The 21936-nt window shown below is 57.7% G+C and carries 24 protein-coding genes and 1 tRNA gene; 2 read left to right on the top strand and 23 right to left on the bottom strand.

Features of this window, described 5'->3' with window-relative positions:
* Positions 1–192 precede the first annotated feature (192 nt).
* Both AB4N48_RS14105 and AB4N48_RS14110 read right to left on the bottom strand, forming a co-directional pair.
* Positions 193–648: a DUF2214 family protein gene (locus AB4N48_RS14105; protein ID WP_460093682.1), complete on the bottom strand. Its 456-nt coding sequence runs from the start codon at positions 646–648 to the stop codon at positions 193–195.
* A gap of 463 nt (positions 649–1111) precedes the next feature.
* Positions 1112–1181, bottom strand: a tRNA-OTHER gene (locus tag AB4N48_RS14110).
* Between the two features lie 170 nt (positions 1182–1351).
* Between AB4N48_RS14110 and AB4N48_RS14115 the strand changes: the two genes are divergently transcribed.
* Together AB4N48_RS14115 and AB4N48_RS14120 are read left to right on the top strand one after the other, a co-directional pair.
* The gene (locus tag AB4N48_RS14115; RefSeq protein ID WP_122602544.1) at positions 1352–1561 is read left to right on the top strand and encodes a hypothetical protein; all 210 of its coding nucleotides are present in this window, start codon (positions 1352–1354) and stop codon (positions 1559–1561) included.
* A 169-nt stretch (positions 1562–1730) separates the two neighbouring features.
* A complete protein-coding gene (locus AB4N48_RS14120; RefSeq protein WP_457263647.1) occupies positions 1731–3176 on the top strand; it encodes a hypothetical protein in 1446 nt (481 codons plus the stop codon).
* An 83-nt stretch (positions 3177–3259) separates the two neighbouring features.
* Here AB4N48_RS14120 and AB4N48_RS14125 read toward each other — a convergent pair whose 3' ends face one another.
* The 21 genes from AB4N48_RS14125 to AB4N48_RS14225 all read right to left on the bottom strand — a co-directional run bounded on the left by AB4N48_RS14125 (position 3260) and on the right by AB4N48_RS14225 (position 21935).
* Positions 3260–3682, bottom strand: coding sequence for a cell wall hydrolase (locus AB4N48_RS14125; protein ID WP_460143616.1), 423 nt, complete (start codon positions 3680–3682; stop codon positions 3260–3262).
* 60 nt (positions 3683–3742) lie between these two features.
* Positions 3743–4405 carry an SGNH/GDSL hydrolase family protein gene (locus AB4N48_RS14130; protein WP_150635449.1) on the bottom strand — a complete coding sequence of 221 codons (663 nt, stop codon included), beginning with the start codon at positions 4403–4405 and terminating at the stop codon, positions 3743–3745.
* A 138-nt stretch (positions 4406–4543) separates the two neighbouring features.
* Positions 4544–4903 carry a hypothetical protein gene (locus AB4N48_RS14135; protein ID WP_460093684.1) on the bottom strand — a complete coding sequence of 120 codons (360 nt, stop codon included), beginning with the start codon at positions 4901–4903 and terminating at the stop codon, positions 4544–4546.
* Entirely contained in the window at positions 4903–6153 is a 1251-nt protein-coding gene (locus AB4N48_RS14140) for a hypothetical protein (protein ID WP_460093685.1), read from the bottom strand. The genes AB4N48_RS14135 and AB4N48_RS14140 overlap by 1 nt, the downstream gene beginning before the upstream one ends.
* A 22-nt stretch (positions 6154–6175) precedes the next feature.
* A complete protein-coding gene (locus AB4N48_RS14145; RefSeq protein ID WP_460093686.1) occupies positions 6176–6856 on the bottom strand; it encodes a hypothetical protein in 681 nt (226 codons plus the stop codon).
* Positions 6856–7167 (bottom strand): hypothetical protein, encoded by a 312-nt coding sequence (locus AB4N48_RS14150; RefSeq protein WP_122602622.1) that lies wholly within the window; start codon positions 7165–7167, stop codon positions 6856–6858. The genes AB4N48_RS14145 and AB4N48_RS14150 overlap by 1 nt, the downstream gene beginning before the upstream one ends.
* A gap of 8 nt (positions 7168–7175) precedes the next feature.
* Positions 7176–10742 carry a TipJ family phage tail tip protein gene (locus tag AB4N48_RS14155; protein WP_460093688.1) on the bottom strand — a complete coding sequence of 1189 codons (3567 nt, stop codon included), beginning with the start codon at positions 10740–10742 and terminating at the stop codon, positions 7176–7178.
* A gap of 58 nt (positions 10743–10800) precedes the next feature.
* Entirely contained in the window at positions 10801–11382 is a 582-nt protein-coding gene (locus AB4N48_RS14160; protein WP_460093689.1) for a tail assembly protein, read from the bottom strand.
* On the bottom strand, positions 11379–12134 hold the full coding sequence (locus tag AB4N48_RS14165) for a C40 family peptidase (RefSeq protein WP_460093691.1): 756 nt from the start codon (positions 12132–12134) through the stop codon (positions 11379–11381). Before AB4N48_RS14165 ends, AB4N48_RS14160 begins: the two co-directional genes overlap by 4 nt.
* A 1-nt stretch (position 12135) precedes the next feature.
* Entirely contained in the window at positions 12136–12885 is a 750-nt protein-coding gene (locus tag AB4N48_RS14170; protein WP_460093692.1) for a phage minor tail protein L, read from the bottom strand.
* Between the two features lie 9 nt (positions 12886–12894).
* Positions 12895–13233 (bottom strand): phage tail protein, encoded by a 339-nt coding sequence (locus tag AB4N48_RS14175; protein ID WP_460093694.1) that lies wholly within the window; start codon positions 13231–13233, stop codon positions 12895–12897.
* Positions 13233–16292, bottom strand: coding sequence for a phage tail tape measure protein (locus AB4N48_RS14180; RefSeq protein ID WP_460093696.1), 3060 nt, complete (start codon positions 16290–16292; stop codon positions 13233–13235). Before AB4N48_RS14180 ends, AB4N48_RS14175 begins: the two co-directional genes overlap by 1 nt.
* Positions 16293–16318: 26 nt before the next feature.
* The gene (locus tag AB4N48_RS14185) at positions 16319–16591 is read right to left on the bottom strand and encodes a DUF1799 domain-containing protein (RefSeq protein WP_460093698.1); all 273 of its coding nucleotides are present in this window, start codon (positions 16589–16591) and stop codon (positions 16319–16321) included.
* Between the two features lie 47 nt (positions 16592–16638).
* Entirely contained in the window at positions 16639–17022 is a 384-nt protein-coding gene (locus AB4N48_RS14190; RefSeq protein ID WP_122706993.1) for a phage tail assembly chaperone, read from the bottom strand.
* A 9-nt stretch (positions 17023–17031) separates the two neighbouring features.
* Entirely contained in the window at positions 17032–17679 is a 648-nt protein-coding gene (locus AB4N48_RS14195) for a phage tail protein (RefSeq protein WP_460093700.1), read from the bottom strand.
* A 397-nt stretch (positions 17680–18076) separates the two neighbouring features.
* Positions 18077–18493: a phage tail terminator-like protein gene (locus AB4N48_RS14200; protein ID WP_460093701.1), complete on the bottom strand. Its 417-nt coding sequence runs from the start codon at positions 18491–18493 to the stop codon at positions 18077–18079.
* Complete coding sequence (locus tag AB4N48_RS14205) at positions 18490–19086, bottom strand: hypothetical protein (protein ID WP_460093703.1); 597 nt, start codon at positions 19084–19086, stop codon at positions 18490–18492. The genes AB4N48_RS14200 and AB4N48_RS14205 overlap by 4 nt, the downstream gene beginning before the upstream one ends.
* Positions 19083–19451, bottom strand: a complete 369-nt coding sequence (locus AB4N48_RS14210; protein ID WP_460093705.1) for a hypothetical protein — start codon at positions 19449–19451, stop codon at positions 19083–19085. The genes AB4N48_RS14205 and AB4N48_RS14210 overlap by 4 nt, the downstream gene beginning before the upstream one ends.
* 328 nt (positions 19452–19779) lie before the next feature.
* The gene (locus tag AB4N48_RS14215; RefSeq protein ID WP_125915844.1) at positions 19780–20283 is read right to left on the bottom strand and encodes a DnaT-like ssDNA-binding protein; all 504 of its coding nucleotides are present in this window, start codon (positions 20281–20283) and stop codon (positions 19780–19782) included.
* 56 nt (positions 20284–20339) lie between these two features.
* Positions 20340–20915: a hypothetical protein gene (locus tag AB4N48_RS14220; protein WP_460093707.1), complete on the bottom strand. Its 576-nt coding sequence runs from the start codon at positions 20913–20915 to the stop codon at positions 20340–20342.
* 51 nt (positions 20916–20966) lie between these two features.
* Positions 20967–21935 carry a major capsid protein gene (locus tag AB4N48_RS14225; RefSeq protein ID WP_008431834.1) on the bottom strand — a complete coding sequence of 323 codons (969 nt, stop codon included), beginning with the start codon at positions 21933–21935 and terminating at the stop codon, positions 20967–20969.
* Position 21936: the final 1 nt, after the last annotated feature.

Here is a 21936-nt window from a genome sequence, read left to right on the forward strand (position 1 = left end):
ATTGCCGTCGCGCAAGACTGGCTAAAGATTCACGCGCCGTTTAGCCATCCGCATTTCACCCCGCTGGGCACGGCGCCTGAAGCACACTGACTCCTTTCACTTGTCACTCCCTCCTTTCTTGCGCCGATATTACCTTTCACTCCTGGAGCTGGCTGTCGGACGTTTCCGATAGAGCGCGGAGAATTTCGCCTTCTAAGCGAATATCACGCCACGCGCCATGCCCGTCGCCGCGACCATCATCAGGATTAGCAGCAGCGCTTCAACATGACTGATTCGCGCGTACAACTTCGCACGCCCGGCTTCAGGCGCTACCCCGCGCGACGATGCGATGCGCCATTTGATCAGCGTGATCATGGGTGCAAGCTCTACCAGCAGGATCAGCACTAACAACGTCATCTTCAGATGAAACAGCGGCTGATGCAGGTAATAGTCAGAGCCTTTCTCGTAACCACCAAACGCACGCATCGCTCCGGTAATAAGCAGCGTCAAAGCTGAAAGCCCCCAGAGGTTATCCGCGAGCAGCACGCGCTTGAGCTCTCCCGTGCCCGCCGAGAGCTGGCTGAACGCTGTGCCGCGCGTCAGTACCGCCCAGAAAGCCAAGGCAAACGCGAATAGATGAACAGCCGCAAGGATCCACTGACTCAGCATCGACGCACCCCCTTACAAAGAGTTGAAAATCGGCCAGTCAGTAGTAGACGAAAAAGCGGGGCCTCGCTTGGAGCTGACGGCGAGACAGATGCCAAACGCCAAAACGCAGGCAAAAAAAATCCCAAGCAGCTGATGGAAGCTTGGGATTTAAAAATGCATAAACCGTGGTGGTGAACGCGGAACGGATGTTACTTAAATTCCCAATATGCAACAAGGCTTTTTCGATAACCGGTTGGAGAAAAATAGCTGTAAGCCTTTGGATATTCAGGTGTTTTCAACAACAAAATGGTAGAAAACGCACCAAAATGGCGCTTGATCACTTTGCCCAAATAGTAATGAATGGAGAGCTGATCAGAGCGAAGCGGAAATGACCGGAAACAAGCGTTGCGCAAATCGCAGACAACAAAAAAGGGCACACCTTTCGGTGAGCCCTTCCAGACCGCCCAGCAGAGCGGATTTTGTTTGGTAGGCGCGATTGGACTCGAACCAACGACCCCCACCATGTCAAGGTGACCCCGAAACCCACGCAACCCATTGATGCATAAAGGAAACACACCGAAATTTGCAGGGTCAAAAACTGACCTTACCCGCTATAAGAATCAACAACTTAGCGCTGTATTTTCCTACAGTGCTCCACCCTTCTCCGGCGTTCTGCCGATCAAATTTCTCTCTGCTATTCTGGTTTCGTCCAAGGAGGAAACCAATGCCAAACTCTGATCTGCTCCCTTCCCTACTGTTCAAAATCAACGAAAACCAGCTCGCCCTTGAAGCCGCCATCATGGAGCTCACCCTCTGGGTCGAGCAGCGCGGATCCGCCGACGTCGCGGAAAACGTCCGCAGCTCTCTGGCCGCGCTCGATCGAAATGAAGAATTCATCAAAATGACCTTGGCTGTTTTGATGACGCCAGACTGAAAGCTATCGACAGCTGTCGCGATGACAGCGCGGGGTAGCCTCGATTGTCTTGCGGTTCTACCTAGAGAAGCGATATCCGATAGGGGGCGGGCGCATAAACCGACCACTATTTTCACGATTACGTTTCCCATACAATGCGCGCCGTAGAACTTTTTGAGTCAGATTAAAGATGAGCCTTGACCTATTAGATAAGACAACCCGAAAGCAGTCACTATCAAAATGTGATAAAACTTCGAATACAAACAACTTAAGCCTGAGAAAATTCGTAGCACTGGCATTTGTAGCAATTTTATTCATCATACTTCGAATCGAGTTTTCTGACGGCCCGATAAATGTAGATGAAAATATTGCACCCTCCGTAGCTCGCTCTATGGTTGAGCGAGGCGATTTCAACGGCAACTGGCGACTTGCCGAAAACATAATGCCGTACTTCAAACGCGACATGCACAATTTTTATAGTTACAACTTATTCGCAATCCCCTTTTTGAAGCCTACAGAAAACGAAACTATCGCAGCTCTGCGTTCGGCTAATATTGCCCTTCAGCTCGGAGCGCTTGCATTCATTTGGTTCGCAATGAAGAACGGAGGGATTGCTTTTTGGCGTAGATTCTATACATCGACAGCTATAGCGGTTCTCCCTACGATGGCGTTTGATGCTCATCTAGCAAGAGCGGAAAGCCTTCTTTATTTCTTAGCAGCAGCCGTGATTTTTGTCGCCTCTGTAAATCGAAGTGTGCTTTTGAGATGGAGTTTAGCAGCATTTATAATTGGAGTCGGCACAGCTTCCAAGTTAACATTCGCGGCCACAGCAATAATATTTCTGCCTGAGGGCTTAAAATTATTAAGAAACGAACCCACTAAAACGATTCGCTTGCTGGCAATATCAGCGTTGGCAATGTTAGCTGGGTTTGCGGCAACCTCACCCTACACATTCATCGAGCCAAACGTATTTTTTGACGGTCTCGGCAGGCTGATGAGGCAGTATTCAACACAACATCTCCCGCACTCTAATCCTGGAACCGGGATGCTTGATTGGGCGAGCCATTTAGTTCTATTCGCCGTAGGTATTTCTGGCGCAGCTTGCATCGCCATTAGAACACCTTTGCGTAGTTCACCGAATTGGATGATTGGCCTTTCAATTATGGCGTCCGTAATTTATATATACTTCGCAACCAAACCTGTTTTTTTTGAGCGAAATATAAGTTTAGCGCTCTTGGCATCGATAATCGTGGCATTTAGCCTTCCACGTTGGCGCTCAACAAACCTCATTCTCACCGCGTCACTTATAGTCATGACATACTGGTCTATCAACATCGCTTTGCTGTCGTCAAGCCGAGGCTCTCAAATCACAGAATGGGAGATTAATAAATTTGGCATGGCAATCGATAGGACGTGGCCATTAACCGGAGCGGCCGACCTTTTGAGCACATGCGGAGACAGAATTATTGGAGTTAGCGATTATGGAGACGTCACTTCTCAGCGAATCAAAAATGAAATAGGAATAGAACCCATGGCTACACGAAATGGAGCATTTTCTAAACTGCCAACCTCTACGCTCAACACCTACCTTGAGACAAGTATTGACTATTATCAGTGCTACGGAGGATCTAAATAGACCAACCTATCGAGCTTGAATAGTTAACTCTATATCTTGCTGACGTACATCCAGCACGCTGTCATTCGTCCAAGACATGGTAATCACAGTACATCCTTGAAGAATAAGTGGCCACCAAGTCTGAGGGTTTGCTTCGCCCTCAGGGACCACGTCGGCGGTTTGATGCTGGTGGCGTAATAGTGCGTCGCGCCGCCGGTAGGGTCCGGCACCTTTCCGTCGATCACCTGGTCAGCGGCGATCCGGCACTGCGCCAGCTCGCGGAACGGGATTTCCTTCACGCCAATCAGGAACTGGTAGTTCGGGTCGATCTTGTTCCAGCAGCTGAACTGCCAGGGCTTTTTGCAGACGCCGGCGTAGCCCTCGCCCCACCACGACTTTTCCTTTCCGTCAAACACACGGTTGCGGATCGCCCAGGCCACGGCGATCTGGCCGGCGGGCCCCTCCCCTCGCGCCTCTCCCCAAAGAGTGAGGGCAAGAATTTCGCGGTCTTTTTCGGTTACAGGCATCACTTTTCTCCAGACAAAAAAAAACCCGCACTCGGCGGGGATCTATAAACGAAGGGGCGGCTACAGCTCTGAGCGAATGCTATCGGATACAGACTTGGACAGCTCGGAATATCCAGATTCGGTGTAATGCACGTCGGTGTCGGACTCATACATCTGGGCCGGCAATGTAGCCGACACGGCAGATAAATCATTGACAGATATGCCAAAGCGCTTCATGACTTCAGTGGCGACTTGATTGTAACGGACGACATCACCTGCATGCCTGCCAGGCTCATTGTCCGGAACGAAAGTGGTGGTTTGGAAGATCACCTTGGCGCCGGTTGCCTTTAATCGGCTGGCAATCAACGAAAGATTCTTCTCGTACTGTGCAAGAGGGACCGCGACGGCACCATTAACCTTGTCTCGATTTTGAAAGGTGATCGGTCCTGGACGCCGGTAGCAGAGATCCCATAGACCGAAGTTGAAGCTGATCACGTCCCACTTTTTTGCACCAACCCACCGCTCCACATTCCGAACCCCGTTATTTGAGTCCTCGGAGTTTCCTTGGCTGTGAATCACGACTGCATCAGATGACAGGGCTTGCGTTACGTAGGGTGTATAGCCAAGCGATATGGAGTCACCGATGATCAGCACTTTCGGAGAAGTATCGGGATGGCTGGCGCAGCCAGCCAATGAGATCGCGACCATAATGGCCAGGACTTTAATGAGTGTTCGTCTTAGCACTGCAGTGTTCCCTAGATGGCTTCGATCGACAGTCTACATAGGCGCTGACTCGTTTCAACATCAACCTTCTGCAATAGTCCTGCTTTCTAGGCAACATCGCATCGATGTGCGTGCTGCCGGGTTTCCGATTTCATTGGCCTATTCCGGTCGGGCGGGTCGTTGGGCTGAGTCGGGAAAGCCCTCAGCACCCTCTTTCCAGGCGCGAACTTTGGTGCGATACGAAAGCCACTGCGATCGAGTGCCCGGAAGCGCGCCGGCGGCCTCTCCTGTGGACTCACTCTCTTCCAAGGCCATGAGTTGATTGGCTATCGATCCAATTTCCTGTTCGCGCCATTTGTTCTCGGCAACCACCAACAGCGCCTGCTCTTCAGCGGCCGCGAGCCTGTCGTAGAACCATTGTGGTATCTCGCTGACCAATGTTTCACCTTCGGAAAGCTCGCTTTCCCGAAAGTCAGCACCCACCGCATTCCATCCTGTTTCGTTGATTACATAGAGCATTATCTATCGTTCCCATAACCGTAAACGTCAAGGGTCAAAGATCCGGCCGTTACCCATCTGGTGATCTGCTGTGTCGGACTTGTAGCGAGTCGCATTGCACTTCTTAAACGCCCGGTGCTTCCGTTGGCAGCCTGGAGAATTTTCGGCTGTACTTCGGGGGTACTGAAATATATATCGAAGTCAATACTGCCGGGATTCCCCGTAGCGATTAATAAAGCCGTTCGTGTGGTAAGTGGAACAACGGCGGACAAGTCCGTGGTAGTCGGGGTTGTGGCGGGTCCCCCCAATAGAACCCTGAAGGGTGCGTCAGTGAAATTTTCCATGTATTGGATAGTGTCACCCATCCATAAAAACGAAAGCAGGCCAGAAGATCCAGTCTTCAAGGCGCAGATAAATCGCCGACTGGTGTTTGCTGTCTTTGTGCGCGCTGTCCCGCTATACGGTGCGGCAGGGGCTGTGGTCACCAGTTCAACGGCCGTTACGCCGGCGTTGTCGTATAGGTAAAGGTAGTACCAGGTGTTAGCGGTCAATGACAGGCCCGAGAGCGTCAAGGGCGATGCTGCGACCATAGGCTCTTGCGCGCCCGGGATGTAAGCGGTACCGGGCGAAACAGTGATCGATGTCGCCGAATTCCACTGAGGGATCAAGCCCTCAATGTAACCAGCCGATACACCGCCCTGAGCGGCAGTGACAGCTTTCGTCAGGCCGTTCAGCTCTGTGATATCAGTGTTCGCCCCGGCAGCAGCCTTCCCGGCTTGAAGTTTTCCTAACGCCGCCAGAATCGTGTCAGTCGAAACGACCGGTGTTTTCACTGTCAGGTCAAGTCCGGTCAGCGTGATGCCGCGAACAGTAGCTGGTGTCGCATATTTATTGGTTTGACCTTCAGGCAGCCCATCGGCAGTCGCGAGGTTGAGCGCCTGCCTTACTCCAGTCTGCGTGGGCGTCTCGCCAAGCACAGCCAGTACGCCGCCAAATTGATTGACCAGTGCTCGAAGCGCGTCGGCCGAATCCTTGACGTAACCCTGCATCGGCGCCAGCGCGTAAACACCAGACGCGTTGGTCGAGCCTTGATAGTTCGGCGAGATCGACAGCGCTGTATCGCTGGCAATATTCGTTACCTCGTACCAACCACCATCAGGGCCGCGAAAGGCATCGCCAACACGGCTATTCGCAATGAAGGCCGTACCCGTGCCGATCACCGCATTGGAATTTTGGGTGACAGAGACCGTTCCCGTCTTGTACCAGGGCATGGTGTGCATCCTATAAATGGGGTTATGCGGCTTGTTTTGCGAACACTGCCGGCAGGAAGAAAGCGAAGGGGTTCGATGCAGCAACGGTGATGGCATAGAGCGTGTTGTTTGGGAAATCCCACCAGCAATAAAGATCACGGGGGATGCCGCTTCCCGAAGTCATGGGCATGCCGAATGTGTTCAGCAACATGAATTCGTTTTCAGGAAAGTTGAACGGGACGCTGTAGAAAATGCGTGTCAGCCCCTGCTGGCTGGTGTCGTAGCGGACGTAGTTCCAGTTCTGAAATGCTCGGGTGAATGTTGCGTTTGGGGTACCAGAGTCAAACAGCAACTTACCTGCGCCGTCCCACAATCGCATGCCGTACTGCGCGACTGGCTGGGCACCAAACGCAGCTACAAAATAGCGTCCATTCAGCCCGGCAGCGTTTACGTCGTATGCCCTGACATAAAAGCCAGTCCAGTTACCTGCTGAGCCAAGAACCCTCATTCGGCAAAGCCCGGCTATACCGTTGATCGTATCGGGCCGGACAAATACAAGTGGAGGCTCCTCAGAAGTAACCGGCCGAGCGAAGGTAGTGACCGAGCCGAGCCCCGCCTCCTGTGTTGGTGCATACCGCCCTGACGCAATTACCATCAGCCGCGAGAACTCTGAATCCAAAGTCACGACGTTGTTGTTGTTCGTGAACTGAACGCCATAACTCATCAGCTCCACCTCATCACGATCAGGCGCATGGTTCCAGAAGACGTGGTGCTCGCTGCGTACGTCCGGGTGTAGTTGTAGACGCGGACAACTCCGTCGAGCATCTCGGTTTCGAACTGCATTTGAGACTCCGGGTAGGCTCCAATGGGGACCACGATTGCCGTTCCGTTACCAGGGCCTACGCCGGGGACGGCGAAATCCTGCGTTCCTTTGCTGGCACCAAGCGCGAAGGTCACTTGCACCGAGAGCACGACTCGAATCGTGAATGAGTTCTCATCCAGCTGGAGCGCCCCATCGGCGCCCCATATCCTCATGCCGTAACTCATGCGTTGAGATTCCCCCACTGGTAGCGCTTCACGCCGTTCTCATCGAACACCTTACCGCCGTTGTTGTTAATGACCTGGCGAGCCCCTCCGCCCAGCGGGCTGTTCAACTCGAAGTTGCCAGCCTTGTCGATGCGCCAGCCTTGAACCCCGGCGATGTAGTTGTCCGACTGGATGAAGAAACCGATCTTGGCGTTTCCGATAGATGCGTCCTGAATGAACGCCGAGTTCATGAACACCTGCCCGCCCTGCACTGCGAACGGCACTGAGATGGCGCCGCCGGCAATCGTGTTGACGATGGCGAAGCGGTCGGCGCTTACAAGGAACTGGCTCTGCAAGCCGGCACCGGTATTCTCGATGCCGAGACCGATGCCGGCCGCGACGTATTGCCCATTTGCCGTGACCTGCATTTTCACCGACCACATGGTGGAGAGCTTGCCGGTGGTGTCGGCGTAGGCAGTTGACGTTTCCTGAATGGCGGCGCTGTTCTCGCCAACCTTGACGCTTACTTGAGTGATAGCCTGCGCGGTTGCTTCCTTGTCAGTGGCGACAACCTGCCGAAGGTCCGTAACATTCGCCGCGCTTTCTGCCACCGTCGCATCGAGGGTCGTCAGCTTCTGCGCGGTGGCAAGGTTTTCGGAAGACCTAACTCGATCTTCATTCGCAATCGACGCGGTACTGCTCCAGCCTTTCAGTGCATCATCCAAATCTCCCTCGCCGTCGTCATCGCGGAAGGATGCGCGCAAGGCCTGGAACGCTGTCGCTTGAGCAGTAACCTCTCCATCAAGTTCGACTATCTCGGCGGTGTTGGTCGCCACCTGCTGGGCAAGACCATTGGCGGTCTCGACCGTCTGCCCAACGTCGAGCCAGTAGAGCGGGTTCGGCGGCGGCAAATTGACCGGTACCGGGCCAGTGGCCTGGTAGATCCGCTTACCCTGCACCACCAGGTCATACTCTTCATAGGTGGCTTCCGGGTCGTAGCCTTTCAGGCCGTCGAGCGCGTCGATCTGCTCCTGAAGCCCGGGGATCTTGTCGATCTCGTCGAGGATGTCTTGCCCCAACTCGGTACGGCCGATCTCACCCGCGATCATCTCGAGAATGGCCGCTGCGTCGGAACTGGATTGCCCTTGCACGCCAAGCCCAACCGGGTACCACGGACCGATGTTGCCGATCTTGTCGACGATTCGACCCCAGAAGTAGAAGGTCACGCCGGCGCGCAGGCCGAGCATCGAGAAATCGCTCTGCGGATAAGCCAGGTCTGTCAGCTTGGTCGCAGCTTCCAGATCAGTCGTAGGCCCGTACCAGATTTCCGTGCGCTGGCTGTCCTCGGCACCAGCAGGGAAACCCCACTTGAGATAGATGCCAAACAGCAGCGGCGTGGCAATCAGGAACGCCAGCGCCGGCGGCAGCCCCTGCTTACCACTGAGATTGGTCAGGATCGAATTACGCCAAATCGACGAGATATCGAACGCGCTGACCGCGCGCACCCGCGCCACGTAGGCCCCGGCGTATATGCCGACCACGTCGACGTTGGTCATGCCGGTGCGCTGCAGTTTGATCCAGTTGCCACTGTCCTTGCGCCATTCGACGTCATAGCCAACCGCGCCATCCACGGCGGGCCAACTGATCGTCATGGTGGCTACGGCCAGACCCTGTACGACCGATGAAGTCGACGACAGCGAAACGCTGGCCGGCGCCGGAACAACGGTGATCGGGATCACGCTGATCGGACGTTCTTCCAGGCGAGCACCGGTGTCGATGAACGCGAACTTGCTCGGTTCGAACTGGAGCGCGCTGATTTCGTAGTCGCCCTCGGTGGTGCGCTTGGTGCGCAGCACGCGGTACAGCGGAATGGCCAGGTCATCGGCGTCGAGCGCCCATTGCAACTGCACGACCGGCGGTTCGCTGTAGGCAACCGTGACGGTCACCGCGCGCCCGTTCACGCTCTGCACGGTGCGACCTTCGGCGCGGCCGCCCGGGAGATTGATGATCAGCCGGTCGCCGGCCTTGGCTTGCGTGTCGCGGTCGAGCGTGATCACCCGTCCCGCCACCACCGAGATTCGGCCGCCCACTTCACGACCAGCCAGCAGCGAATCCGCCACTGGGATGATGTGCCCGGGCAGCGGGATAACGCCTTCCATACCGGTCTTGAACGAAACGGTGCGGTCTTGGTTGTTGCTGAGGATCGCCCACTTGCCACGGCGCTGGGCCTCTGATGCGCGGGTGCAGCCAATGGCGCTCAGCTCGGTCGGCCGGTCACCATAGCGGCGTTGCAGATCCAGATCGGCGAACGGGATTACGTCGGTGTCGTAGTTGTTCGCCGGGTTGTCGTAGCTGACCAGCGCCCGTGTGTAACGGGTCTTCGCCGAGGCACTGCCATAGGAGAACTTGCCGTCGATCACGTTCGACCGTGTGAACACATAGTCGAAGTCCTGCGCGCGCGGCATGTCCGCCTGCATCACCAGCTGGCCCTGAGCCCAGTACGTCATGCCCCGGTAGATCGCCGAGATATCGCGCAGCAGCGACCAGGCATCAGCCTTGCCTTGCAGATTCATGTCGCAGAGGAAGCGCGGTTCCTGCCCGCCCAGTCCGTTCGGCACCAGCTGATCGCAATACTGGGCAATGCGGTACAGCTCCCACTTATCCACCATGAACGGCTTGATTCGCTTGCCGAGGCCGAAGCGGTCTTCGGTGCAAATGCCGTAGGTGATCCACGCCGGGTTATTGGTCCAGGCCGATTTCATCGAGCCGTCCCATGTCCCGGTGTAGGTGCGCAGGATCGGGTCGTAGTTGCTCGGCACCATCCAGCGGCGCGCCTTGCACTTCACGGTCACGGCCGGGATGTTGGTGAACTGCTCGGCGTCGAATTCGATGTAGAGCAGCGCGGTGTTCGGGTAGCGCAGCTTGGCGTCGATCACTTCGGTGTAACCGGCCACCAGCATGGTGTCGGCGATCTTGTTGGTGTTCTGGTTCGGGGTCAGGCGGCGCACGCGGATCTGCCAGCCAGTGGTGGCGTCCGGGAGATCGATACGGCGCGAGCGCTCGTAGCGCGTGGTGGTCTTGCCGTCGACTGCGTCCACCAGCACCTGCTGATAGGCGCCGCCATCGGTGGCCACGTCGATTGCGTATTCGATCCGGTAGCCGCCGACATTGCCCTGGTCATCGGAGCGCTGGAGCGCCGGCCAAGCCAAGCGCATGCGCACGGCGGAAAGCTGGGTATTGGTGATCGAGCGCACCCACGGCGAATCGCTGCGCAGCTCAATGTTCAGCGACGTCTCGTTCTCAACCGAAGGAATGCCGGGGATGTACGTCTGATCCACCGAGCCCGGGCGCCAGTCCCACTTCACGTTCGGGAAATTGTAGTTGCCGCTGGCATCGCGGATCGGCGTGTTGTCCAAGTAGATGTCGTAATCGGTAGGGACGCTGTCGAACTCCCCCTCGCCCACGGCAATCAGCAGCTTGGCCAGGTTGGTCGAGCGCAGGCTGTCGCTGGCTTCGGTCGGCGACTTCGGCTTGCTGCTGCCGCCCTTCTCGCCGTGGATATCGATCTGTGCTGCTGCGCCCATGCTTTCCTCCAGGCATAAAAAAACCGCCTCGCGGGCGGTCGCTGTGCTGCTGTCCTGATTACGCTTTGTCTTCAGCCAAGATCGAGGCAGAGATGATCATCCCGCCCCAGCGGCGTTCACCGATGCAGATCGGTACCGGGTTGCCGCTGGCAGTGGTGTTCTTGGCGCTGCCGAAGGCGTAGGAAGGAGAGTTCTCGGGGGATGCGCTTTGCTTCAGCCCCGAGGCTTGAGGGCTGAGCATCTGGATGACGCCGCCTGCGACAAGCGCAACCCCTACGGCAAATGTCGATCCGCCAGTGAAATATGACGCTGCTATCAATACGGCGCCGATAACGGTTTGGAGAATGCCAGCGCGCTTGCTACCAGTAACAACTGGGATCACCCTGACTTCCCTGCATCCTCCCAAGCCAAAGGCATTTTCACCAACGTTCTGCCTGTTCCTGAAAATCGAGAATCGCAAACCCAAGCGATCCAAGCGACGAATCTCATCCTCGAAACCGGGCAAGGTGGCTTTCAACGCCCGAATGACTTCCCATGTGTCGCCAGAGTCTAGCTGTCGTGTATGGAGCCTTCCAAATCGTTGAGCGAGAGACCCGGATAGCTTGATTGTGACCGTGGGTGAATAAACGATTGCACTCACCTTGCCTCCTTGTGACGAAGAATCAATCGACTACGATCCAGCCAAGGCCCGCCGAAGACAAAGACCTCAGACGGCCTGCCGTAAAGGTGGTGCAGCAGGAACGGGCCGGGGCCGAAGGTTGCAGCATCCTCACCTGGCAGCGCTGGGTCAGTGCCGAGGAATATCCCGGCGTGGTTCGGGTAAACGGTGCGCCCCACTTCCATCACGATCATGTCGCCGCGCTGCGGCTGGTCGACTCGGTAGAAGCCGGCGGCCTCGTAGTTCGCCTCGTACAGGCTGGTGTTGTCCTTACTTTCCCACCAGCCATCGGCGCGCTTGAAGGCTTCAAATTTCAGCCCCCACTCGCGCTTGTACCAATCGGCGCAGACCTGCCAGCAGTCCCAGGCGCCGTGCACGAACGGCCGTTTCAGCAGCGGTACTTCGCCGGTCGGCACGACGGTGCGTAAATCACCCTCCGGCCAGCTCAGGATGTGCCAGGGCATCGCCGTCGCTTCGCACATGGCGAGGTCGCGCGGTGAAGGTCGGCTGGTGGCGTCCGGATGTGAATGCACCACGCCGATCACTTCGCCCACGTCTTCGGCCGCCGCGTACTGCTCGGGATCGATCCGGAACTCTTCGTTCGGCTCGATCGAGACGTTGATGCAGGGGAAGTATTGCTGCTTGCGCCCAATCGCCAGCAGGAGCCCGCAGCACTCTTTCGGGTACTCGGCGGCCGCGTGCGCCTGGATCGCGTTCAAGATGTGCTTTCGCATGTCAGCTCCTTGAGATTAGGGATACAGCGGGAAAGCCGCCGAACGGCAGCGGGGTTCCCTCGCCGAAGCGCGGGATGCAGCCCTTGCCCAGCGTGGCGTCGCATTCGTCAAGCTCAGGATTGTCAGTAATGACGCCGTCCTTCGTGACGTAGGGCCCGGTGTAGCCACAGTTCGGCCCACGATATCCGCCGGTGAGACACCAATGGCAAAGCGTTGTGGCTTGACGTCCGATGGACTCATTGCCCACGTCGCCCGGGCTCGCCAACTCCCAACTGACCGTCTCCCCGTCCTCGTTCGTCTTCTGGTCGATGTACCAGACTTCGATCGTCTCTTGGGTAGGGTCGGCAGTTGGGTTGCCGGCCGGGAAGTTAGCCGCGTCGAGGTAGCTGCCGAGCGTATGCCGCATCGTCAGCTTGAACTCGAGCAAATCCTCGAATGCCAGACAGAGCGCGGTGATGCGCCCGTTGACGTTGCCGACGGACAGTGTCGGCCGAACAGCAGTGCCGTCGCCGTTCGCCTCAATGCCGTCGATCTGCATTGGCCAGGCGCTGTACTCGTTGCCCTGCCAGTAGATGGCCTTCGCTGGCAGTTGGTCAGCATCGGCGCCAGCGGCGATCAACTCTGCCGGCGTGTGCGGTATCGCGTGCCCGTGGAAGCGCAGAACGTCCGCGCCATAGTCCGTGCCGTCCAATTCAAAGAGCAGCACTTCGCTGCCAGGCTCAAGAACCTGGATGTCACTGATCAGCGGCATGGTTGCCCCTTATGGATGGAATGCCCGCTCGAACGTGGCGGTGAGTTTGAAAACGCCGCCGCCCACTGGAGTGGGTACGGGGTTCTTGCAGGTGAACAGGCCAAGCTGGCCCAAGGGTGTGGTCCAGAGGAAGGCTTTCGCGCCGGCGTGCCGATCAAGGAACGCCATGATCTCCAGCACCTTGGATTGAGGGCCGCTGTAGGTGATCGGATACGCGTCTTCCTTGTTGTTCGGGCCGTCGCCAACTTCCTGCTTGTAGCCGCCGCCAAACTGCGAGGTGCGCACCCGATATAAGATCTCCGGCACGTCACCGTGCTGGGTTGGCCAGGTGAATGTTTCGATGGCCATCAGCCCCTCCCGTTCGTCAGTTTCCAGATTGATCCGCCGGGTTGCAGCGCTCGGGCGATCGCAGTTTCAGCTTCGGCTTTCGCCGCCTGCTGAATGCCTTTGCCAAGCTGCGTCGTGTCTTCTGTGCTGGCCGCGCCGCCAGCGCCTTGTGTTTGCACCGATACCGCGACGGGGAAGTTGTAAACGTTGCCGCCACCACTCCCACCGCCGCTGATTGCGCGGACTCCCAGTTGACCGCCGGCGGTGCGGGTCAGTGGCATGATTGCCTCAGGTCCTGCCTCGCCCATGATGCCGGTCTGCCCCCCTGCCATCCCGAACGCTGTCGGCTTGCTGACCACGGAGTTGGTGAACGCGGCGCCATTGGCGAACATCTGGACGCCCGACGACCAGGCACCACCGAGCGCCTGCGGGAAGTAGGTGCTGGAGTAACCTGCCGAGGACGCGCCCAGATTCGAAGATGTCGCACCGGCAGATCCAGCCGCCAGCCCGTTACCACTGCCTCCGCCAGTGAAGTAACTGGTGGCCGCACCAACCAGACTGCTCAGCAGCGTCGAACTGGCCTGCCGGGTAGCAATCCGCGCCATGTCCGCCAGAATCGACTTGGTGAAGTCAGCGAACGACAGCTTCCCGGTCATGGCGAAGTTGACGACTGCGTCTTCCATGGAACTGAAGGCATTGGTGAACAGGCTTTTCGTCTGTCCCGCGACATCACGGGCTGATTCCAAGTAGTTCTGCCACGCTGAGGAAGCACCGGCGCTCCAACTGCCTTGGGCGACTGTCATGTCGTCGTAGTTCGCCTGCACCGTGTCGTGCAGATCTTGCTGCGTGGCTTTCAGCGCGGCGAGCTTCTGGGTGTACTCCTCGAGGCTCATACCGCGTGAGCCATCGCCGTACTGGTTGGCCAACTCCAGACGCTGCTGATTGAATCGATCGTCGATTCCGTTCTGCTGCTCGGTCAGTCCGCGCTGCCGGTCTCCCTGTCCGAGGCCGGACGCGGCCCGCAGCCCCTGCTGGCGAAGGGTGTCGACCTGCTGTTGCAAAGCACTCGTGTAAGAGTTGACCGCCAGAGTCTGCTTACGAAGACGGCCCTCTTCGTTGGTCGCGATCAGGGCCAACTCGCTGTCGCTGTCCTGCTGCGCCTTAACCATGGCACTGCGGGCGTCGGCAATTTTCTGGTCAATCTGAATGATCTGAGCGCTGGTCGTGCCCTTCTTGGCCTTGACCGCTTCGAGGGCATCAATTTCAGCCTGGTAGCTTAGGGAAACTTCGTTGGCCTGCTGGTTGAGTAGGCTCACGCGCTGCTCGGTGTAATCTGCTTGGGAGATGACACCGGCGCGCTGAGACGCCTCAAGTTCCTTGTCAGCATTTTTGTAGTAGGCCAGTGTCTCGGCCAAAGCGTTTTTCGCGTTATTGAAGCCTGTAGTGTCGACGCTACCGGCTGGTGTTTTTGGATCCTTGAACTTGTCGTTGATGTTCGCAATGTTCTTGTCGATAGCTGCCTGGCTCAGGCGCGGATCGTTCGGAGCGACCTTGCGTATGTCATCGAGTTGGCGCCTGTACTCCTTTATAGCCTCGGTGCGCTTCTGCTCGTTCGTCCAAGTGGACTTGGCCAACGCGTCGATCTTCGACATCGACGACACTGCATCGCCCTGCGCTTTCGCCTGCTCGCCTTCCCATTTTGCGATATCGGCCTGGGCTGCCTTCTGGTCCTCCAGCATGTTCAGCTGATTGGAGTAGAGCTCGACCATCTCCTTCTGGTTTTGAAACGCCCCGACGTCGCCCTTTTGTGCGGAAGCGAGATTGCGCCGGGCCTGCTCAATATCAGCATCGATATCGGGACGGCCGATGTTCTTCAGATTGTCTGCCGCGCGCGCAACCGCGTTATATCCCTTCTCCCAAAAGCTCAGGTTCTCCAGAATGCGCGGCGTGCGCTCGTTGATCGCATCGGCGTACTGCTCAGTCGCAAGCTTTACCGCGCCAGCGTGGTCGCCTTGCTGTTCCAGCGCTGCAATCTGCGAATAAACCGAAGCGGTCAGATAGTGGTACTGCTCATTGAGCGCGGCGGACGCTTTTACCGGGTCATCGGCGAGCTTGGCGAATTCGGCAACCGTCTCGCTGACTGCCTTGCCGGTAGCCTCCTGCATCGACACAGCAGCCTGGGTGATCCCGGCAAAACTCTCTCCCGCAATTTTTCCATTTCCCGCCAGCAGCGCGAGCAATTCAGCCGCCTGACCGGTAGTGCCTACAGTCGCACTCACCTGACGAGCCATTTCGCCCAACTGACCGGCGCTCACACCTGCGTAGTTGCCGGTGAGGATCAAGGATTTGCTATAGGCGTCCTGTTCTTCGCTGCCCTTGTAATAGGCGACGGCCAGCGCGCCAACAGCTGCGGTAGCCAGTGCGAGTGGCGCAAGAATAGCGAGTAAGCCAGCAGCACCGGAGCCGGCCCCGGCTCCCAGCTGAGCAACGGCGCGAACCCCACTTCCCCAGTCTCCAGACGACAGGGCATTACCCAGCTGCACGACGTTCTCTTGGGCCTGGCGGGTGCCGAGGCGAAGTTTGTCGAAGCCGGTGGTGGTTTTTTCGAGCTTGTCGTAGTCCTTGTGGATCTTACTCAGCGCTGAGTTGTATTGGTCCTGGCTGATGCGACCGGCGTCTAAATGCTTGCCGAGTTGCTCAACCTGCGTGTCCAGTTTGGACAGCGCAGCGCGGGCCGGGTCAATTGCGCTCAGCAGGCTGTTCAGAGCCTTTTGCTCATCCATGGCCGACTTGGCCAGCGCCACCTGCTGCTTGTCGAGCTGCGCTGATATCTTCGCTGCCTCAGCCTCGCCATAGGCGCCGATTTTTGTCAGCTTTGCCAGTGCTTCGCGCTGCTTTGCGAGATCCTGAGTGGTCTTGGCGCTGGTAGATAGCGATTTCCCCAGCGCCTGCATTTCGTTCATCAACGAAACGGCGGACTGCTCTGCGCGGCCGCCGGCCTTCGCCATTTCATCCAGACTGGTTTTAGCCTGAATTGCATCGGCCGAGTCGATCTTGACGCCGAGCTCTGCAATGTTCATCGACTCACCTTGAATAAATGCCCGTTCTACGGGCTGTTGTCGCGGGCCGCAGCCATGACTGCGATCGCCTCCGATTCCATGACGCGAATGTCTTGGAACACGCGTGAACGCTCCTCGGCAGGAATACCGAGAAGCTTCATCACGCCAGGCAGAACGCCGTAATCGAGACCGGTTGCGCCGCATGCACCAGTGCGCCACTGGGTCCACATCGAGTCCATAACAAGGAATGATTTCCAGTTGTCCGGCCAGACTTCGAAGGTTTCGTCGTAGTCGTCAGGAGAAAAGCCGAACATCGCCATCTGCTCGGCATCACTCTCAACCTCGTAAAGCGCACGGGCAGCGGCGGTTAGTTTCCCAGACGGGCCTTGCCGAAGGCCTCGCTATAGGCTTTCACGACGGCATCTGAAACGCCGATGCAGCTCTTCACCAGCGCCGTTATCGATTCATCGTTGAGCTTGTCGCCGAACCCCCACGAAACAACCAGATCTTTGATCTGATCGACGCCCTGTTCGACTTCCGCAGCAGTGACTTCGGCAAGCGTCGGCTCTGTGCCTTTGAAACGTTCGCCGATAGCCTCTGCCTTGGCCTTCCAGGAGTCGAACAACTCGGCAAGCGCGGTTCGATCGCGATACTTAAAAGTAAACGGCACCATGGCCGGCTTTTCGCCGACTTGCGGGATTGCCACGTCGACCGTAAAAGTCGGTTTCGGCGCGATGGAAAACTTTGCCATTGGACCCCCTTAGGCGTTGTAGCGAGTTGGGCGAGATGCGAACGACAAAGTGATGGTCCGCGTCATGATGTTGTTTCGGCTCAGTGTCGGGGTCGCAGTGATCGACACGTACGCGTAGTAGTAAATCGTCGCGCCGCCGGGCAGGTTTGCGCGAATGAGGCGCGGCTCCTTGTCTTCGTCAGCCGCTTCGACAATCGAGACATAGGCCTGCGCTGGGTCGTCAGCGACCGGCAGCGTCATGCTGCTGGCGGACTTGTTGGTTGGGAGTTGGCGGTCATCATCGTCTTCGAGGAAGCCGTAGGTCAGAAACTGTTGCTCACCACCGTTCGCAGTTGGCTCGGTGATCTGAGCGATTTGCGTCCAGCCGGTCGCCTCGCGGAAAGTCCCCGCGCCGGAGCCTACCGGGTAACTTTTCACGCTGGTGGTGTCCACGCCCTCGGCGGAGAATTCGCCAGTATCCGAATCGATAACGCGAGCCGGGCGGCCATTCAATTTTGCCCAGGCAGAATCGATCACGATCACGTCGCCATCGGTCAGGCCGTGGGCCGCGGCAGTAAGCACTGCTGGTTTGGCGTTGCTGATCGCAGTGAACGCTTTCGGCACGCTCAGAGTGGCGGCGATTTCGAATGTGGTGCCGTTGGGGATTTTGACGCTCATGGGTTTTCCTCTTTGCAGAAATGACAAAACCCGCTCGGTGGCGGGTTCAGGATTTGCCCAGTGGGCGAATTATTTGGCGGTTGCGCTATTCAGGAATACGGCAGTCTTGATATGCCTCAAGGGGCAGGCCAGATTTGGACCCAATGACGACGCCGGTAAGGCCGCAGGAAGGACAGCAGGCATGCTTTTCCAGATACCACTTCGTAATTTGACTCGGCGTGGACCATTCTCCGCAGGCGGTGCAGATGCACCTGTCGCTGGCAATAATCTCGTCTCGGTTGTTCCAGGCGTGATCATCGGCCGACTCATCCAGCCACTGTAATCGCGCTTTTGTATCCTCATCCATGGTAACGCCCCTATCTACCCATTGACGTGGAGCGATTCTAGCGCGAGCTACTCAATTGGTGTCGGACCGATATGAGAACGACAGCGGGACGGTGTAGGTTGAATCGCCTGTGATGCCTGGGCCGACGTCTACAGGTGTCATGGGCGTAACTACCAAACCGTTTTTTTCGTCGCGCACATAAAGTGGAAATAACGCGATGATCTCGGCGGCAATGGGGTTGGCTTTCGCTTTACCTGTGCCTGCCGGGCAAATAATGCTCACCTGAAACACGCCGGTGTACAGCCGGTGGTCGCCGCCGAGCGTGTTGCTCGCCGTGTCGCCCGGGATGGTGAACGCACGCAGATAGGTGTCGCCTGCCGCCGGGGTGTAGGCCATGTTCTCAAAAACGATCTTTAGCTTTTCCAGCCTGGCATTGTTCCAGGCGATCAGCTTTGCCTCGTAGATCGAGGCGATGATGGCGTGACTCATACCTGGTTGTTCCTGATGGCCTCCAACACGATTTGCTGGAAGCGAGCCACGGTTACCCGAACCATTCCGCCGGGGGCCTGGGTCGAATGGCCGAACTCCAGCGGAATCGCATAGGGCAAATTGTTGATGATGTAGGCCATCTGGCCAGCGGTGAAATCACTCATTGCTGCGACCAGCGCGGCGGTAGTTTCGGCGCCGCTCGGGTCAACCTCGTCGAAGGTGACGCTTTCGACCACACCGAGGGAAATATGCCAGTTCGCACGGAACCGGCCGCCGACGTAGCCTTCTGGCGCCTTGATGTCCATGCCGTCGTTGAGCTTGCGGCCTTTCTTGAGCCTGCCGCCCTTGGTCAGATTGGCCGAGTCGCTGCGCAGAGCAGTGTTGTGTTCGTCGACCGCCTTGTTGTACTCGGTTGCGACTGCGTTCTGCGCCCAGATCTCCGGGTTGCCCACGGGAGACATGCGGATCAGGCTGCTACCGATCTCGATGATTATTTCGCGCACACTGGCGTCGATGGCTTCGCTGGTCTGCGCCGCGAACTCGGCCAGGCTCAGAGCGAAGCTGCCGGATTGGCCGGCCCCCGCGCGACTCATGACCGCACCTGCAGCTCATAAAGAATCGCCGTCCCGGCGGGATTCACCTCTTTCAACGGCGGCACAATTGACCAAGTGCGCCCCAGGATGATCACCTTGTTCAGCAAATCCGGAACCCACTCCAGCCCCTGCGCGGCGAGCTTGAGCTTCTTGTCGCCCTGCTTGATGAGGCTGTTATTCTGGAACTCCTGGCCTGTGAAATCGAGCAGGATGCCTTGGACGATTTGCTCAGTGGTTGTGCCCGGCGCTTCGCCGCCCGTCTCTGGGTCGTACTCTCCCAGCTCCGTCTTGCTGATAGTCACGGGCTGGCCGAACTCTGTGATCATATCCAGAGCCATCACGGCCATTTCGTCGTAGAAGGCCATGTCTATCCCCCTGGGAATTGATTGATGACGCCGAAAGTACTCCGCCAGCTACGTCGGACAGCGCTTAGTCTGAGCTTCGCTATAAAGCACAAGCATCCACGAGCCAAGAGGCAGCGCTTGGAAATCCAACTCCAAACGCTGTTGACAGAGGCGCTAGCAGGAACGAAATTTAATCATTTAGCTGGCAACATATTTGAGAAATATGTGCTTGATGATGGAGAGTTCCTGTATTCAGATTTTGACCGAGACCTTCGGGCCTGGGATCTCAGGGGATCTCCGCCGCACCGCCTTACTGGGAAAATCTTAGAAGACGACTTGGGGCTATAGCTCAAGCCCGGACAGCGAACAGCCCCCGCTTTTGTAGGTAGTCAGCAAACTGCGTTGCGCTCGGCCGGTCAGGCGCCGCGGGCATCAGTCGGCCGCTGGTGTTCGGGATCGTCGCGTACTCACGAGTTACCGCGCCCTCGACACGCTCCAGCGTAACGGCGCCTTTGCGCTTCTCGATCGGGTCGACGTCATCAGTGTGGATCTCGGCGGCCAACGCCATCTGGCCGTACTGGATACGCGCCGGCAGGTAGTTGTCGGGCTTGATTTCGTAATCCAGTTCGACGCCGCGGCGTGGCCAGGACAGCGCCTGTTCGCTGTTGGACTTTCGCCCTTTCCACGTCATGCCATCCATTGCCAGCGCGGACCGGCGCAGCAGCGCTTCCTGTGCTGGCACTTCCGCCGGGATGGTCACGCCGAATTTCACGGCGTACATGGCCAGATCTTCGGCAGATGCGTAGCTTTCGGCGTCAGGTTTTCCGGTACCGTCCTCGATGATGAGAGTCATGAATCAGCTCGCTGTGGTGCGCTGGATCGGGCGCCGTGTTGTCAGCGCCCGGGTGGTTACGCCTGGTGTAGATCAGCAACTGCCTTTTCCAGCGATTCTACCGAAGCATTCGCCCGATACGTCACATTGGCGGCGTCGAGTTGCGCTTTGAGGCTCGCGATCTTCTCAGCATTGTCGACGGGCTCCGCTGCTGCCTTGAGCCGTGCAACTTCGCCACGTAGCGATTCAACTTCGCCCGCCAAGTTGTCGCGTTCACCCGTGAGGGTTTCGAAACCTTCGTGAATGGCTTTCAGCGCACCGAACAAGCGGATCGGCAATTCGCCGGCGCCCGGGTGTTCCAGCTCGGTCAGGCCTTCTGCGGCTTCGATCAGCAGCACGATGCCATCGCGCTCAGCATTCAACTTGTCGATCAGCTCTTGCAGCGCGGCGTGATCACCACTATCGGCGATCAGCAGCACAGGCGCCGGCTCAACCTGCCGCACCGTCACCTCCGGCACATCATCGGCCTCTTCATCGCGACTTTCGGTGATGTTCGCGTCGATGATGCGCAGCCCGTGTTCCTTTGCCAGCGCCTTCACGTCTTCCTGGTACCGGTGAAACGGTCCGGGTAGATACCAGATTTTGTTGCTCATGATTGCATCTCCGCCAAGCCGGGCACAGGTCCCGGCTTGGACATCACAGGGTTACTTGGAGGCGTCACCGATCAGAGCGACACCGGCTGTGTGCTTGATGCTGGTAGCGGTCTTGTCCCAGTTGGTACCGGTCGCCAGTTCGGCGTCGGTTGGCGACTTGCCGCCGGTGGTGGTGTCCCAGGTGTAACCCTTCAGACCCAGGCCGAAGGTGTAGTCGGTCTGCAGAGTGGTTTCGATACGCTCCTTACCGTTGGTGGTCTGAACGTTGCTGATGATGTCGCGGCCGTCGTGGACCAGCGCAGCGCCTTGCACCAGGGACAGGATGATTTCCTTGTTCGGGGTGCCGGCCTGCATCAGCGCAGGGGCATCCGTCACAACGGAGATCTTGCCGAGGATGTCCACAACTCGAACGTTGCCCGCCTGGAACAGCTGCTGCTGGTTCGCCAGGTTCTGGCCGACCAACTTGTGGTAGCTGGTGCCCTGCATCACCTGAGTGACCAGGTTCTGGCTCGCATCGCCAAACTTCGCATGCGCGTTGTTCAGGCCGGCGTAGGTGATGCCTGCGGTCGCCGACACATCGTTGACTGCGGCGGCTTGGGCCGTGATTGCTGCAACCAGTGCCGCGATCGCAGTGTTCAACTGGTCCTTCAGCAGGATTTCAGCGAACGCGCGACTGGCAACCTCGATACCTTGCGCGGTCGGGCGCTCCAGCCAGGTCATCTGCGATGGCTCATAGCGGATCGGGCCGAAGCCGCCGGCAACTTTTACCGAAGTGTTCTTCAGCTCGGTCAGGTCGGTAGCAGCAACAGCAGCGTTCGCGCTGTAGCGGTCAACGCGGCGCTGGGCAGCAGCCAGGGTTTGGAAGAACGACTCTTGGAGGAAATCGCCAGTGAAGCCGTCCGGGGACAGCACAATTGCGCCGCGGCTCGCAGCGTTGAACGCGGCGAGATATTGATCCAGCGTCTCGAGAGTCGCCGGCATGATGTATTCGTTGAAAACCTGCATTTGCGACAGGGACATG

The sequence above is a fragment of the Pseudomonas sp. S2_C11 genome, from assembly GCF_054668395.1.